Here is a 15125-nt window from a genome sequence, read left to right as displayed (position 1 = left end):
GATGCACTACTCAAGATGAAACGCGCGTTGCACACCAACCCGCAGCCTTATTGCGGCTTCCCATTCTTCCACGTCACATTCTGCCCATACAAGGGAATCGTCGAAATCGACATCTTCGCCGAGCCGTCCGTCAGCTCCCTGGAATGGGCGAGATAGATGAGCGTGTCATTGGTCTTGTCGTAGATGCGGTTGACGACCAGCGTCTTCCAGATCAGCGACATGCCTTGCCGGAATACTTCGCTGCCATCCTTGGACAGGTCGATACTGCCGATCTCGATCGGCCCCGTCTGCCGGCAGGCGATGGAATTGTTGGAGGGATCTTCAAACCAGTTGCCGTTCTTGAACCGGTCGATCAGGCTGCGGTCGAAATAGGTGACGTGGCAGGTGACGCCCTTGACCTCAGGATCGGAGACTGCCTCGACGATGATGTCGTTGCCGATCCAGTCGACCCCGACCTTGCCGACGACCTCGGCCGAGACGGCGCCGGCGGAAAGGGCGGCGAAAGAAAAGGCGGCGAGGAGAAGATTGCGCGGCTTGGACATGGCGGCTCCTTAGAGCGCCGCGCGTCCGACCGGACGCGCTAAGGACGCTCTATCGCTTTGAATCTGCGCATAATCCTTTCCGAAAATCGATTCCGATTTTAGGGGTTATGCGCTGATCCGCGTTCTAGATAAGTGCGTCCCGATGCTTTGCAAGAAAGGCCGACGGCGGGAAACGATCAGCCCTTCCGGCAGGTACAGGGCTCGTAGGCCCGCGCCGTCAGCCGGCCGGGCTTCATACCGATCATCGCCGGTATGGCGTGAACGGCGTTGGCCTTGACCGCTTTTGCCATCTCGATGGCTGCAGCAGCGCAGACGACGGCGTCCTCGGCAGCATTGTGGTGAACGAACCGCAGGCCGAGATGCTCGGCGATCAGGTTCAGCCGGTGTGAGAGGAAGTGCGGCCAGATCCGCTGCGCCATCTTCAGGCTGCAGAGATAGGAAAGCTCCGGGTAGGATTGCCGATAGAGATCGAGGCTCGCCCGCCAGACGCTGAAGTCAAAGGCGGCGTTGTGGGCGATCATTGTCGCACCGCTGATATCCTCGTGGAATTCGTCCATCACCTCGGGAAACTCCGGTGCATCCTCGACATGTTCCGGCCGGATGCCGTGGATCGCAATGTTCATCCCGGAAAAGCGCATGTCCCGCGGCCGGATCAGCCGCTCCTCGACGCGCGTGACCCTGCCCTCCTCGATCCAGGCAAGGCCGACAGAACAGGCGCTGCCGCGTTGTTCGTTCGCCGTCTCGAAGTCAATGGCGATGGTCTTCAAATCAGCACCCGAATCATTTCTTCGGGAACAGAAATACCGTCCCGCTCCCGGCCGCGCAAATTCGACACGACGCATGGTTGACTTTTCAACCGGCATATCGAAACTTCTCGCCATGATTGGTTCCATGACCATGGCAGCGCTTATTCATCACACCACGACCCTTGAAGGGTACGCGGGAGCGATGGCGCGTTAACAGCGATCCGATCATCCCGAAAACCCTGCCGAGGCGAGCAGGGTTTTCCGAAACTCAGGCTCTCCTCCTGAAACCAACGGAGAGCAGCCAATGTCTGAAAACGAAGAGAGTGAACCTGGCCGCCGAGCGCGCCTGCCGGACGGAGTTCTCGTGCGCGCCGTGCGCCTTTCCGATGCGGAGGAAATCACCGATCTGATAAATCTGCCGGGCTATCGGGCCGGAACCCTGCGGCCGCCGTACCAGAGGGTCGAAGAGGTTCGCAGAAATATGGAAAACCCGACGCCGGGCGCGCTGAACCTCGTCGTTACCCTGGATGGCAGGATCGTCGGCAATTGCGGCCTCAATCGCCTCTCCGGCCGCAGGCAGCACGTTGCGAGCCTCGGCATGGGCGTGCATGACGATTTCACCGGCCACGGTTTCGGACAGATCCTGCTCGGCGCGATGGTCGACGCTGCCGACGACTGGCTCGATGTCAAACGGCTGGAACTGACCGTCTACACCGACAATGACGCCGCCATCGGCCTCTACGAAAAGTTCGGCTTCGAGCGCGAAGGTCTGCTGAGGGCCTTCGGCTTCCGCTCAGGGGAGTATGTCGACGCCTATACGATGGCGCGGCTCAGGCTATGAGCGTGGGCTGGCGGCTTGCCGTCAGCCCTTCACCCACTGATCAATGCCAGCCACTCGTCCTCGTCCATCGTCTGCACGCCGAGCTCTCGCGCCTTGTCGAGCTTGGAACCGGCGCCGGGACCGGCAACGACGATGTCGGTCTTCTTGGAGACCGATCCCGCCACCTTGGCGCCGAGGCTTTCCGCCCTCGCCTTCGCCTCGTCGCGAGTGAATTTTTCCAGCGAGCCGGTAAAGACCACGGTCTTGCCGGCGACCGGACTGCCTGAGGTGACCGGCTGTTCGGCCTCCTGTGGCTTCACCTGCCTGATCAGCTCCGAAATCACCGCAACGTTGCGCGGTTCCTTGTAGAATTCGACCATGGCGCGGGCAACGACATCGCCGATGCCGTCGATGGCGTTGAGATCGTTCCAGGCGTCGCCGGAAAGCGTCTCAGCCTCCCGCATAGCCGTTTCAAAGGCTTCGTAGGTGCCATAGGAGCGCGCCAGCAGCTTCGCCGTGGTTTCGCCGATGTGGCGGATGCCGAGCGCGTAGATAAAGCGATGGAGCGCAATGCTGCGCCGCTCGTTGATCGCCGTATAAAGCTTGCCGACGCTGACCTTGCCGAAGCCGTCGATATTTTCGAGCTTGGTCAGCGATTGCAGTTGCCGCTCCTCCAGCGTGAAGATTTGAGGCGCCGTGCGAATCTGCAGCGACGGATCCTCGTTTTCGAAGAAGAAGTCGATCTGCTTCGAACCGAGCCCCTCGATATCGAAGGCGTTGCGCGAGACGAAGTGCTTCAGATGCTCGGTCGCCTGCGCTCGGCAGATAAAGCCGCCGGTGCAGCGGCGCACCGAATCCATCTTACCGGTCTTCTCGTTGACTTCGCGCACCGCATGCGAACCGCAGACCGGGCAGGTCGTCGGAAACTCGTATGCGGCGGCATCGGCGGCGCGTTTTTCCATCACCACATCGAGGATCTGCGGAATGACGTCGCCGGCGCGCTGGACGATGACGGTATCGCCTTCGCGGATATCGTGGTCCTCCGGCCGGATGCGCTCGCCACTATTGCCGAGACCCTTGATGTAGTCCTCGTTGTGCAGCGTCGCATTGGTAACGACGACGCCGCCGACGGTGATCGGTTTCAGCCGCGCCACCGGCGTCAGTGCGCCGGTGCGGCCGACCTGGATCTCGATCTTCTCGACCTCGGTGAAGGCCTGTTCGGCCGGAAATTTGTGCGCCGTCGCCCAACGCGGGCTGCGCGAGCGGAAGCCGAGACGGGCCTGCAGCTCGAGACTGTCGACCTTGTAGACGACGCCGTCGATGTCGTAGTCGAGATCCGGACGCTCAAGGCCGATCTCGTCATAATGCGCCAGGATGTCGGCGACGGAATTCAGCCGCTTCATCAGCGGGTTCACGGGAAATCCCCAATCCTTGAAAGTCTGCACCATTGCGAACTGCGTATCTTCAGGCATCTCCGACATCTCGCCCCAGGCATAGGCGAAGAATTTCAGCTTGCGGCTCGCCGTCACCTTGGCGTCGAGCTGGCGCAGCGACCCGGCCGCCGTATTGCGCGGATTGACATAGGTCTGCTTGCCCTCCGCCTCCATCTGCCGATTCAGTGCCAGAAAGTCGCTCTTGGCCATATAGACCTCGCCGCGGATCTCCACGACGGCGGGCACGCCCTTCGGCAGCTTGTTGGGGATTTCTGCGATGGTGCGAATGTTGGCGGTGACATTCTCCCCCGTCGTGCCGTCGCCGCGCGTAGCAGCCGTCACCAGACTGCCATTCTCGTAACGGATCGACATCGACAGACCGTCGATCTTCGGCTCGGCGGTAAAGGCAATCGACTGGTCCGGCAGACGGCCGAGGAAGCGATAGACGCCGGCGACGAAATCCTGCACGTCCTCCTGTGAGAAAGTATTGTCGAGCGACAACATCGGCCGCGCATGAACGACCGGCGAGAAGGTGACGGAAGGCGCAGCGCCCACACGCCGCGACGGGCTATCTTCCCGGATCAGCTCGGGAAACCGCACTTCCAGCGCATCGTTGCGGCGCTTCAGCGCGTCGTAATCGGCATCCGAGATCTCCGGCTGGTCCTTGCCGTGGTAGAGCGCATCGTGATGCGCGATCTCCTTTGCCAGCCGTTCGAGTTCGGCGGCAACCTCTTCGATCGTCAACGTGTCGACGGCGAAACCTTCGGTGGACATGGAATATTACTCCAGGGAATCTGGCCAAAAAATCTCGATTGGTTTTAGAGCAAAATTTCCGGATGAAAAGAGAGGCAGTATCTGTCGCGTCGGGAAGATCGCTCTGCTCTGGGCTGCATTGACACGTCGGAGCATCGCACAGACGGATAGCATTGGAATACCCTGCCCGCCCTATTCCCAATCCCTCGCATTGCGCAGCCGGATGCCGCTGACATGCAGTCCAGTGTTCCAGAGGCCCTTCAGCGGCCGCAGGCTATCGACGACCCGCAGGTCCACACCGCGCGGCGCAAACGCCAGATCCAGCCACGAGATAGCAGTCCGCTCAATCGGAATGACGCGCCGGTCGCATACCCACATACCCGCATCATCAAGGTCGACGAAATCGTCGGTCGGCATCTCATAACGATGAATCGTTTCCGACTCGAGCCTTTCCAGCCAATGGCGCTCGACGAAGCCCGCAGCCCGCCAATCGCCGAGCCAGCGCCGCCGCTCCGTCTCCGGTGTCTCGGGTTTCGCCCAGATCAGGATCCGCGGGCAGTCACGTGGAAAGAGATACATGAAGTCATGATCGCCATCGATCGCCCAGACGAGCGGACCGTTCAGCAATTCCCGGCCGGCCGGGCGAAGGGAGGGGATGCGGACCGGGCGCGGTTCGAAGACGGCGATATCGGGATCATCGCTGAAATGGAAAAGACGCATGGCAAGAGATCACCGCTGATCGAGTGACTCGCATAGCGTGAATCGGAACGCCTGTCACAGCGGCTGGATTGGCGATCAGCCGTTGCCGGCCAGCAGCCGCTTCGCCGCCGCCCTCGCCTCTTCGGTCACCGAGGCGCCCGCCAGCATGCGGGCAATCTCTTCGGTGCGGTCCTTCTGCGCCATCGTCGCCACGCGCGTGGCAATCTTTTCGGATCCCTCGGCCGCCGGCCCCTTGGAGATCAGAAGATGCGTCGCCGCCCTTGCGGCGACCTGCGGCGCATGCGTGACCGACAGCACCTGCACACGCTCCGACAGCCGCTTCAGCCGCTGGCCGATCGCATCGGCCACCGCCCCGCCGACGCCGGTATCGATTTCGTCGAAGACGAGCGTCGGAGCCGATCCGCGATCGGCGAGCGCCACCTTCAGGGCCAGCAGGAAACGCGACAGCTCGCCGCCGGAGGCGACCTTCATGATCGAGCCCGGCCGCGTGCCCGGATTGGTCTGGACATGGAACTCGACGACGTCAATGCCCTCGGCGAGCGCCTCCTGCGCATCCGTGGTGATCTCGACCATGAAACGGGCGCGTTCAAGCTTCAGCGCCGGCAGTTCCGTCATCACAGCCGCAGCCAGTGCGGTGCCGGCGTGATGGCGTTTGTCGGAGAGCGCGCGCGCCGCCGCATCGTAATTTTCCCGTGCCAGGCCTACCTCGGCTTCGAGCCGGGCAAGCCGCTCCTCGCCCGCGTCGAGATCGGCGAGATCGGCGATCATGCGGACGGCAAGCGCCGGCAGCTCAGTGACCGGCACGGAGTATTTGCGCGAGGCGGCCCTGAGCGCGAAAAGCCGCTCCTCGACCCGCTCCAGTTCCCTCGGATCATATTCGGTCCTGCGCAGCGCTGCCTCGACTTCCATCTGCGCGTTGGAAAGCTGGTCGAGCGCGGCATCAAGCAGCGTCACGGTGTCTTCGAGCAGGCCCGGCGCCTCATGGCTCTTGCGCTCCAACCGGCGCACCAGCGAGGCGATATGGGGCACTGGCGAGGCATTGCCGTTCAGGAACTCGGACGCCTCGGCAATATCGCCGGCGATTCGCTCGGCCTTCATCATCTTCTGCCGGCGATCGGCGAGTTCGTCCTCCTCGCCATCCTGCGGCGAGAGCTTCTCGAGTTCCTCGACGGAGGAACGCAGATAGTCGGCTTCGCGCGCCGCACCTTCCACCTTCTCGCGGTGCTTCTTCAGCGCCCGCTCGCTGTCGCGCCACAGGCGATACAGCCGGGATACCTCGGAAACCTCATCGGTAAGACCGCCGAAGGCATCGAGCAGAGTGCGGTGGGCATTGGTGTCGACAAGGGCGCGATCGTCGTGCTGTCCGTGGATTTCGACCAGCATCTGGCCGGCCTGGCGCATCAGCTGCACGCTGACCGGCTGGTCGTTGACATAGGCCTTTGTGCGTCCGTCCGCCGATTGCTGGCGGCGGAAGATCAGGTCGCCCTCGTCGTCAATGCCGTTTTCACGCAGGAGGGTGCGGGCGCCGTGGTCCATGCCGACGTCGAACACCGCCGTCACCTGGCCCTTATCCTCGCCATGGCGCACCAAGCCGCCGTCGCCGCGCCCACCGAGCGCCAGCGACAGGCTGTCGAGCAGGATGGATTTGCCCGCCCCGGTCTCGCCCGTCAGCACGGAGAGGCCGGTCTCGAAGGCAAGATCCAGCCGCTCGATCAGGACGATATCGCGGATCGAAAGCTGGATCAGCATTGGCCTCAGGAACCAAGAAGAAGTTTTTTGCCTGCCGCAGCGATCCACGAGCCCTTGTTCTCACGCGGCTCGGCACCGCCACTCTGCAGCAGCTTGTAGGAATCGGCGTACCACTGGCTGTCGGGATAATTGTGGCCGAGAACGGCAGCCGCCGTCTGCGCCTCGTCGACAATGCCCATAGAATAATAAGCTTCGACGAGACGCGCTAGGGCCTCTTCGATCTGGTTCGTGTTCGGATATTTCTCGACGACGATGCGGAAGCGCGAGATCGCGGCGAGATATTCCTTCCGCTCCATGTAGTAGCGGCCGATCTGCATTTCCTTGCCGGCAAGCTGATCGCGCGAGAAGCGGATCTTCGCCTGCGCGTCGTCGACATATTCGGAATTCGGATAATTGTCGATGACGGCCTGCATCGCTTCGATCGTCTTTGCCGAGGCGCGCTGGTCCTGCGTCACGTCGACGATCTGCTTGGAATAGGTGAGACCGATGAGATACTGCACATAGGCCGCATCCGGGGATTTCGGATATTGCGACATGTAGCGGTTGCCTGATGCAAGCGCATCATCCAGGCGGCCCTGGCGGTATTTGACGAAGGTGCTCATCACAAGCGCCTTGCGCGCCCATTCGGAGAACGGGTTCTCGCGGTCGATTGCGTCGAACTTGCGCGCCGCTTCCGCCATGTTGCCAGCCTTCATGTTGGCAAGGCCCTGGGTGTAGAGCACATCCGGCGGATCGGTTTCGAGGCCGAGCTTGGTGATGTCGATATCGGGATCCGACTGGCAACCGGATATCGAGGCGCCTGCGCTGAGCACCAGAAGCGATGCGAACAAAGCACGCGCTGTCTTCATCATACCTTCAGATCCTGCATAACCCATTCGAAAGAACCCCACTGCCGCCGCTCGCTCCACGGCAGCCACGCCTCTCTGGCGTTTCTAGCCACAAATGTGCATCAAGAGCAACGCAATGATAAGGCATTAACGCATTTTTGTGGCAGCGGCCGGGGAATGACTGGCTTTTCATCTTCTTCCCCGAGCTGTGGCAGTTAAGCACCTGACCCAGCTGGACATAAAAAAACCGCCTCCGGGAAAGAGGCGGCCTGGTCTTGAGAATGTGCTGGAGGTCATGCCGACCAGGGAGCGAATTCCGAAGCACTGACCGCGATCAGTTCGCGGGCAGCGACGCGCTGGCGCGGTGTCGACGTCTCGACCACCTCGTAGGCGGAGGAATCGGCGAGCAGCGCCTTCAGCGCATTGGCATTCATCTTGTGACCGCCGCGATAGGAACGGTAGCAGCCGATGAACTGGACGCCGGCAAGCGACAGATCGCCGACGGCATCGAGCGTCTTGTGGCGGACGAATTCGTCCTTGGCGTAGCGCAGCCCTTCGACGTTGATGACGGTATTGTCGTCCGAGATGACGACGGAATTTTCGAGCGAGGAGCCGAGCGCGTGGCCCGAGGCCCAGAGACGCTCGACATCGCGCATGAAACCGAAGGTGCGGGCGCGGGAAAGCTCGGCCTTGAAGACGGCGGCGGTCATGTCGCCGGCCCACTTCTGCCGGCCGATCAGCGGGCAGTCGAAATCGATCTCGACTTCGAAGCGCGTACCGTCATAGGGGCGGAATTCGCTCCAGGAGCCGCCATGCTCGATTCGCACCGGCTTGGTGATACGGATGTAGCGGCGCTTGACGCGGAGCGAGACCAGACCGACCTGCTCGATCGCCTCGACGAAAGGCAGCGAGCTGCCGTCCATGATCGGCATTTCGGAGCCCTGCACCTCGATCACCACATTGTCGAGGCCGAGCGCATAGATCGCCGCCATGACATGTTCGATCGTCGCGACAGAATGGGCGGGCGAGAAGCCGAGCACGGTGCAGAGGTCGGTATTGCCGACCTGCGAGGAGACAGCCTTGAGTTCGGTGATGTCGCCATTGTCATGCAGGCGCTGGAAAACGACGCCGGTGTCCGATTCGGCCGGGTTCAGCGTGATCGAGACATTAGCGCCCGAATGCACCCCGATGCCCGAAAGCGACACGGGACGCGATACCGTCGTTTGAAAACCCAGCAAGCCAATTGCCATAAAATCTGCCTTTATTCTTCCGCACCGGCGGTCTGTCCGATCGGCGCGGTCACCGTTCTTTCTGCACAAGGAGCCACACGAAAAGTCTCCTAGGGCAGATTCGTTGCACCATACTTACGTGCCACGGCGCTCCAATCCAAATCACTGTTTCTTTCGCTTTGTTACGAAGTCAGGCAATTGAAATCGCTTGCGAATCGTGGGCTGAAAAACAGCAATGCCCGGGACCTTGATCCCGGGCATAAATGGTGCCGAAGCACGCCTTCAGTTCGACTGGCGACGCAGGAATGCCGGGATTTCCAGCTGGTCGTCTTCCTGCATCATCCGGGCCTGCGGAACCGTCCGGCCCTGGTCGTCGAGGTTGCCGCGACGCGGTGCGTAGAGGCTGGCCTCCGGCGACAGCGGACGGCGCTGCTGCGAAGCGGCTGCCGGTGCGGCAGTCATGTCGGCAGCAACGGCGTCGTCGTCGCGGCGGCCAAGCGAATTGGTGATTCGCTTCAGCAGCCCCATCGGACCGCGTTCTTCCGCCGCATGTGCGGAAGCCGGCTGCGTGCGGTGGTCAAGTTCGGCCTGGACGACCGGCGGGAAATCCTCGACCTTCGGCATGCGCATCGGTTCGGGCGCTTGGCGGATGATCGGCTCCTGCCGAACTGGCTGCTGCTGGACGGGCTGGCTCATCACCGGCTGGCTCATGACTGGCGCCGGAGCTTGCTGCTGCGCCGGTGCCGGACGCATTGCCGGAGCTTCCGGCGCAGGCGCGAAGATCTTGCTCTGCGGACGGAAGGTTTCCTGCTGTGTCACCGGCTGTTGCAGCGGTGCGGCGGCGCGCGGGGCCGGAATTTCGAGCTCGCGTTCCATCTCCGCTGCGCGGATGGTCTGCGCGATCGGATCCATGGCCTTCGGTGCCTGCATCACGGCGGCAGGCTGAACTGCGGCCGCTGCCGGAGCAACAGCCGCCGAGGGACGGATAGCCGGCCTTGCGGCTGGCTGGAGGTTGCGCTCGGCAGCCTCGTTCATCGCCCGATCGATGCCGGTCGCGACGACCGAGACGCGGATGATTCCTTCAAGCGATTCGTCGAAGGTGGCGCCGAGGATGATGTTGGCGTCGGGATCGACTTCCTCGCGGATGCGGGTCGCGGCTTCGTCGACTTCGAAGAGGGTGAGGTCGCGACCGCCGGTGATGGAGATCAGCAGGCCCTGGGCACCCTTCATCGAGGTCTCGTCGAGCAGCGGGTTGGCGATTGCAGCCTCTGCGGCCTGCAGCGCGCGGCCGGAGCCGGAGGCTTCGCCGGTACCCATCATCGCGCGGCCCATTTCGCGCATCACCGAGCGGACGTCGGCGAAGTCGAGGTTGATGAGACCTTCCTTCACCATCAGGTCGGTGATGCAGGCAACGCCAGAATAGAGAACCTGGTCGGCCATCGCGAAGGCATCGGCGAAGGTCGTCTTATCATTGGCAATACGGAAGAGGTTCTGGTTCGGAATGACGATCAGCGTATCGACAGACTTCTGCAGTTCCTGGATGCCCATCTCGGCCAGACGCATGCGGCGCCCGCCTTCGAAGTGGAACGGCTTGGTGACGACGCCGACCGTCAGGATGCCCTTGTTGCGGGCGGCCTGCGCGACCACGGGAGCTGCACCCGTGCCGGTGCCGCCGCCCATGCCTGCGGTGACGAAGCACATATGTGTGCCGTTCAGGTGATCGACGATCTCATCGATGCACTCTTCTGCCGCCGCGCGGCCGACTTCCGGCTGCGAACCTGCACCCAGGCCTTCGGTGACATTGACGCCGAGCTGGATGATGCGCTCGGCCTTCGTCATCGTCAGCGCCTGCGCGTCCGTGTTGGCAACGACGAAGTCGACGCCCTGGAGGCCGGCGGTGATCATGTTGTTGACGGCATTGCCGCCACCGCCACCAACGCCGAATACGGTGATGCGCGGCTTCAGCTCTGTGATGTCAGGCTTTTGCAGCTTGATGGTCATTGTACCTGTTCCTTCTCTCTCTGGCCGCATCGCCACGCCGGCCAATTACTCAATTTTCAGAAGCTTTCCTTCAGCCACTGGCCCATCCGGGCTATGCGGCTGTTATTTCCTCCAAGCGACAGGAGCAGACCGCTCTGTGACGCATGTGTCTCCATGTCCGCGACCTGCGGATAGATCATCAGGCCGACGGCCGTCGAAAAGGCCGGGCCCTTGGCCGCCGTCGGCAATCCCGAGACGCCCATCGGACGGCCGATGCGGACGTTGCGGGCAAGGATACGCCGCGCCACGTCGGCAAGGCCGGTCAACTGGCTGGCCCCACCGGTCAAGACGACGCGCTTGCCGACGATCGGGCTGAAGCCGGAGCGCTGGATGCGGTCGCGGATCAGTTCCATTGTCTCTTCGATTCGGGCCGAAACGATGCGCGAAACCAGCGCCCTCGGCACCTGCGACGGCTGGTCGCGATCGTCCTCGCCGATCGGCGGGATCGAGATCAGCTCGCGCTCGTCAGAAGAATTCGAAAGGGCCGTGGCATGCACGACCTTCAGCCGCTCCGCATCCTCGATGCGGGTCGAAAGGCCGCGCGCAAGGTCGGTGGTGACGTGATGGCCGCCGAGGCCGACGGCATCCGTATGAACGAGCTTGCCTTCGGCAAAGACCGAGATCGTCGTCGTGCCGCCGCCCATATCGATTGCCGCACAGCCGAGCTCGACCTCGTCGTCGACGAGCGCCGCAAGGCCCGATGCATAGGGCGTTGCAACGATGCCCTCAACCGATAGATGCGCGCGATTGACGCTGAGTTCGAGGTTCTTCAGCGCCGAGCGCTCCGCCGTCACGACATGCATGTCGACGCCGAGCGCATCGCCATACATTGCCAGCGGATCGCGGATGCCGCGCTCGCCATCGAGCGAAAACCCGGTCGCCAGCGAATGCAGCACCGAACGGTCCTGGCGCAACGACTGCTGGCAGGCTGCCGACAGCACCTTCTTCAGATCGTTGAGTTCAACTTCCTGGCCGCCGAGATCGATCGTCGCGGTGTAGATATCGCTGCCGAGACGGCCGGCCGTCAGATTGACGATCAGGCTCTCGACGGTCAGCCCCGCCATGCGTTCAGCCGCGTCGACGGCGAGACGAATGACGCCTTCCAACGCGTCGAGATCGGCAATCACGCCGGTCTTGATGCCGCGGGAACGCTGGTGACCGATGCCGATGATTTCGATATTGTGCGTCCGGCCCGGCAGGATCTGGCTTTCCTCGCGCGGCGTCAGCCGGCCGATCATGCAGACCACCTTGGTCGAGCCGATGTCGAGCACCGAAACGACATGCGACCGCTTCGACGAAAGCGGCTTCAGGCGCGGCAATCCGAAATGGGATGAACCGAACAAGCTCATATATTCTGCCCCGCCTTCTTCAGTTCTTTCGTACGTTCCGTCACCGCCGTCTGCCGGCGAACCGCCGCCTCCGGCGTCAGCTGGATCGCGGTTCTGTCGGACAGCCTGAGATCGACCGCAGCAATATCCCGCTCCAGGAGCTGGTGCTCCTTGTCGAACTTCGAAAGCGTCGCCAGCGCCTGATCGATACCGACTTCCGGCAGCTTGACGACGACGCCATTATCCATGTGCAGATCCCAGCGACGGCCCGATATCCAGACATAGGCCTTCACGCGAGCCTTCACGTCGGGCCACTTCGAGAAGGCGTCGTCGAGCGAAGCCGCAGCCGTTTCCGCATCGCGGCCGACGACGAGCGGCAGCGACGAAAATTTGTTGTCGCGCAGCGGCGCAATGACGCTGCCGTTCTTCTCGATCAGGGAAAGCTCCTGTCCGTGCTGCCAGATCGCATAGGCCTGACGCTCCTTGAGCTTGACCTCGATCGTCTTCGGATAGACCTTGCGAACCTCGACACTTTCGACCCAGGGAAGCTGCACGATCTTGCGGCGGGCAGCATCGACGTCGAGGGCGACCAGCGAGGTCGTGCCATCGAGACCGATCAGCTGCAGGATCTCGATTTCGGAAGTCTCCGAGTTGCCGGAGACCTTCACATCCTCGATCGCAAAACCCGCCGCCGTCGTCGTCGCCTGCGCGACAGCTTCGGTGTGGCCGCCGAGCGACATGCCGTAAAGCCCGGTCGCAGCCAGGAGAGCGAGTGCAGAAACCGTGCCCGTATGGGCCGGAATGTAGATGCGGCCGCTGCCGAGACTGACCAGGAAGCGGGTAACGCGGCGCAGCGGACGCGGCAGGACGAACCGCTCTTCGGCTTCCATGATCGGAAGCACGGCATGATGGCTCGGACGCCCAATCCTCTTGACTGTCAACGCAAACACGACGCGTCCTCCACCATCCACCGGAGAAACCGACCAAAGGAATAGCCGGCATGACCGGCCATTTCGGGCACGAGCGAGGTTGGAGTCATACCAGGCTGGGTATTGACCTCCAGCCAGATGATTTCGCCGTCTTCGGACAAACGATCGTCGTAACGAAAGTCGGACCGACTGACGCCGCGACAACCGATTGCCTGATGCGCCCTTAAGGCCAATGTTTGTATTTTTTGGTAAATATTCGGTGAAATTTTCGCGGGGATGACGTGTTTTGAACCGCCCGCCGCATACTTGGAATCGTAATCATAGAAATTGTGTCCCTGCGGCACCACTTCCGTGACACCGAGCACCGTCTCGCCCATGACACCACAGGTGAGCTCACGGCCATGGACATAGCGCTCGACAAGCACCTCCTCGCCGTAGCGCCACTCGGGCGAGCTGACGATCTGCGGCGGATGCGCCTGATCTTCCGTGACGATGACGACGCCGAAGCTCGATCCCTCTCGGACGGGCTTCACCACATAGGGCGGCTTCATCGGATGCGTCGAGGGAAAGGCGAAACGGTTGACCACATGTGATTCGGCGACCGGAATGCCGGCGGCGGCAGCAACAAGCTTCGCCTTGTCCTTGTCCATCGCCAGCGCCGAGGCAAGCACGCCCGAATGCGTATAGGGGATCTCGAGATATTCCAGGATGCCCTGGATGGTACCATCCTCGCCGAACGGCCCATGCAGCGCGTTGAAGACCACATCGGGCTTCAACGCGGCGAGCTTCTCGGAAACGTCGCGGGCGACGTCGATGCGCGTCACGTCGAAGCCTTCTGCTTCGAGGGCCTCTGCGCAAGCCTTTCCCGAGGAAAGGCTGACAGGCCTTTCCGAGGAAAATCCGCCCATCAGGACAGCAACGTGCTTGCGACTCATCAACACCCCCAAAAATAACTTCCGTTTTCGAAATCGACGCTTGCGCCAAGCTGTCCGCGCCGTTTCAGGCCTTTGTCCGATCTGGATGCATTAGAGCATCATTATGGTTAATGAAGTGTTTACTTTCGTTAACTCCGCCTTCCCAAGCGCGGCATTTGTCCGTGGTGCGCGCTTCATTTCTCCACCCCCCACGCCTCGGGAATGTTGGAGCGAACATGCCCACCGATCCGCGAGAACAGAAAAGCCCGCGCGGAAAAACCACGCGGGCTCAATGAGATAACTCTGGATCCTATAGTCAGTCGGCGTCGTCGAGGAACTTCCACACTAGCCCGCCGAGCGCCCCGCCCGCGAGCGGTGCAATCCAGAACAGCCAGAGCTGCTGCAGTGCCCAACCGCCGACGAAAAGCGCCTGGCCGGTGGAACGCGCCGGGTTGACCGAGGTGTTTGTCACGGGAATAGAAACGAGATGGATCAGCGTCAGTCCGAGGCCGATCGCAAGCGGCGCGAAGCCCGCCGGCACCCGGCTGCTGGTCGACCCCAGGATGATGATGAGGAAGAACATGGTCAGCAGCACTTCGATCAGCAGCGCCGAAAGCAGCGAATAACCGCCCGGGGAATGATCGCCATATCCGTTGGCGGCAAAGCCGCCGAGTTCGAAACCCGCCTTGCCGCTGGCGATGAGATAGAGAAGCGCGGCCGCGGCGATGGCGCCGAGCACCTGGACGACGATATAGGGAACGAGACGCGCCGCGGGAAACCGTCCGGCAACGGTCAGGCCGAGCGAGACGGCGGGGTTGAAATGGCCACCCGAAATGCCGCCCGCGGCATAGGCCATGGTGAGCACGGTCAGGCCGAACGCAAAGGCCACGCCGACAAAACCGATACCCAGCTCGGGATAGGCCGCCGCAAGGACGGCGCTGCCGCATCCACCGAAGACAAGCCAGAATGTGCCGAGAAACTCGGCAACAAGACTCTTTTGCATGCGCCCCTCCTAAGCCTCAACCACAGAGTTTATAGTGAATCTGCCACAATTCGATTCCAGTCAAGCCGGCGGCAAATGCTGCGGCAAGCTCC

At 62.1% G+C, this 15125-nt stretch carries 13 protein-coding genes; 1 reads left to right on the top strand and 12 read right to left on the bottom strand.

The genetic code is table 11. The features are described 5' to 3' along the window. Positions 1-47 precede the first annotated feature (47 nt). A complete protein-coding gene (locus tag HJB82_RS06420) occupies positions 48-542 on the bottom strand; it encodes a CreA family protein (protein ID WP_207581113.1) in 495 nt (164 codons plus the stop codon). 176 nt (positions 543-718) lie between these two features. Then, the gene (locus HJB82_RS06415; RefSeq protein ID WP_207581114.1) at positions 719-1309 is read right to left on the bottom strand and encodes a 3'-5' exonuclease; all 591 of its coding nucleotides are present in this window, start codon (positions 1307-1309) and stop codon (positions 719-721) included. Between the two features lie 283 nt (positions 1310-1592). On the opposite strand from HJB82_RS06415, the gene HJB82_RS06410 reads away from it, so the two are divergent. Next, positions 1593-2129 carry a GNAT family N-acetyltransferase gene (locus tag HJB82_RS06410; protein WP_221139728.1) on the top strand — a complete coding sequence of 179 codons (537 nt, stop codon included), beginning with the start codon at positions 1593-1595 and terminating at the stop codon, positions 2127-2129. 29 nt (positions 2130-2158) lie between these two features. Here the strand turns inward: HJB82_RS06410 and ligA are convergent, their stop codons facing one another. The 10 genes from ligA to aqpZ form a co-directional block, all read right to left on the bottom strand. Next, positions 2159-4315: an NAD-dependent DNA ligase LigA gene (gene ligA, locus HJB82_RS06405; protein WP_221139727.1), complete on the bottom strand. Its 2157-nt coding sequence runs from the start codon at positions 4313-4315 to the stop codon at positions 2159-2161. Between the two features lie 171 nt (positions 4316-4486). Further along, a complete protein-coding gene (locus tag HJB82_RS06400) occupies positions 4487-5014 on the bottom strand; it encodes a DUF6886 family protein (protein ID WP_221132091.1) in 528 nt (175 codons plus the stop codon). Between the two features lie 75 nt (positions 5015-5089). Further along, positions 5090-6763 (bottom strand): DNA repair protein RecN, encoded by a 1674-nt coding sequence (recN, locus tag HJB82_RS06395; protein ID WP_221132092.1) that lies wholly within the window; start codon positions 6761-6763, stop codon positions 5090-5092. 5 nt (positions 6764-6768) lie between these two features. Then, positions 6769-7638 (bottom strand): outer membrane protein assembly factor BamD, encoded by an 870-nt coding sequence (locus HJB82_RS06390; protein WP_207581119.1) that lies wholly within the window; start codon positions 7636-7638, stop codon positions 6769-6771. Between the two features lie 245 nt (positions 7639-7883). Then, positions 7884-8840 (bottom strand): UDP-3-O-acyl-N-acetylglucosamine deacetylase, encoded by a 957-nt coding sequence (lpxC, locus tag HJB82_RS06385; RefSeq protein ID WP_207581120.1) that lies wholly within the window; start codon positions 8838-8840, stop codon positions 7884-7886. A 261-nt stretch (positions 8841-9101) separates the two neighbouring features. Further along, on the bottom strand, positions 9102-10820 hold the full coding sequence (gene ftsZ, locus HJB82_RS06380; RefSeq protein WP_207581121.1) for a cell division protein FtsZ: 1719 nt from the start codon (positions 10818-10820) through the stop codon (positions 9102-9104). Between the two features lie 56 nt (positions 10821-10876). Next, a complete protein-coding gene (gene ftsA / locus HJB82_RS06375; protein ID WP_007630115.1) occupies positions 10877-12208 on the bottom strand; it encodes a cell division protein FtsA in 1332 nt (443 codons plus the stop codon). After that, a complete protein-coding gene (locus HJB82_RS06370; protein WP_207581122.1) occupies positions 12205-13137 on the bottom strand; it encodes a cell division protein FtsQ/DivIB in 933 nt (310 codons plus the stop codon). Before HJB82_RS06370 ends, ftsA begins: the two co-directional genes overlap by 4 nt. After that, complete coding sequence (locus HJB82_RS06365; protein WP_207581123.1) at positions 13125-14051, bottom strand: D-alanine--D-alanine ligase; 927 nt, start codon at positions 14049-14051, stop codon at positions 13125-13127. The genes HJB82_RS06370 and HJB82_RS06365 overlap by 13 nt, the downstream gene beginning before the upstream one ends. A gap of 295 nt (positions 14052-14346) precedes the next feature. After that, positions 14347-15033, bottom strand: coding sequence for an aquaporin Z (gene aqpZ / locus HJB82_RS06360; RefSeq protein ID WP_207581124.1), 687 nt, complete (start codon positions 15031-15033; stop codon positions 14347-14349). Positions 15034-15125: the final 92 nt, after the last annotated feature.

The sequence above is a fragment of the Rhizobium sp. NZLR10 genome (assembly GCF_019685125.1).
Taxonomy (GTDB): Bacteria; Pseudomonadota; Alphaproteobacteria; order Rhizobiales; family Rhizobiaceae; genus Rhizobium.
The sequence above is the reverse complement of the archived record's forward strand: the minus strand, read 5'-3'. Positions and strand labels throughout refer to the sequence as shown.

What these genes read in the sequence shown, in the direction of transcription:
- HJB82_RS06420 (WP_207581113.1), bottom strand. Translation starts at nt 542, where the DNA reads ATGTCCAAGCCGCGCAATCTTCTCCTCGCCGCCTTTTCTTTCGCCGCC.
- HJB82_RS06410 (WP_221139728.1), top strand. Translation starts at nt 1,593, where the DNA reads ATGTCTGAAAACGAAGAGAGTGAACCTGGCCGCCGAGCGCGCCTGCCG.
- ligA (WP_221139727.1), bottom strand. Translation starts at nt 4,315, where the DNA reads ATGTCCACCGAAGGTTTCGCCGTCGACACGTTGACGATCGAAGAGGTT.
- HJB82_RS06400 (WP_221132091.1), bottom strand. Translation starts at nt 5,014, where the DNA reads ATGCGTCTTTTCCATTTCAGCGATGATCCCGATATCGCCGTCTTCGAA.
- recN (WP_221132092.1), bottom strand. Translation starts at nt 6,763, where the DNA reads ATGCTGATCCAGCTTTCGATCCGCGATATCGTCCTGATCGAGCGGCTG.
- HJB82_RS06390 (WP_207581119.1), bottom strand. Translation starts at nt 7,638, where the DNA reads ATGGGTTATGCAGGATCTGAAGGTATGATGAAGACAGCGCGTGCTTTG.
- lpxC (WP_207581120.1), bottom strand. Translation starts at nt 8,840, where the DNA reads ATGGCAATTGGCTTGCTGGGTTTTCAAACGACGGTATCGCGTCCCGTG.
- ftsZ (WP_207581121.1), bottom strand. Translation starts at nt 10,820, where the DNA reads ATGACCATCAAGCTGCAAAAGCCTGACATCACAGAGCTGAAGCCGCGC.
- ftsA (WP_007630115.1), bottom strand. Translation starts at nt 12,208, where the DNA reads ATGAGCTTGTTCGGTTCATCCCATTTCGGATTGCCGCGCCTGAAGCCG.
- HJB82_RS06365 (WP_207581123.1), bottom strand. Translation starts at nt 14,051, where the DNA reads ATGAGTCGCAAGCACGTTGCTGTCCTGATGGGCGGATTTTCCTCGGAA.
- aqpZ (WP_207581124.1), bottom strand. Translation starts at nt 15,033, where the DNA reads ATGCAAAAGAGTCTTGTTGCCGAGTTTCTCGGCACATTCTGGCTTGTC.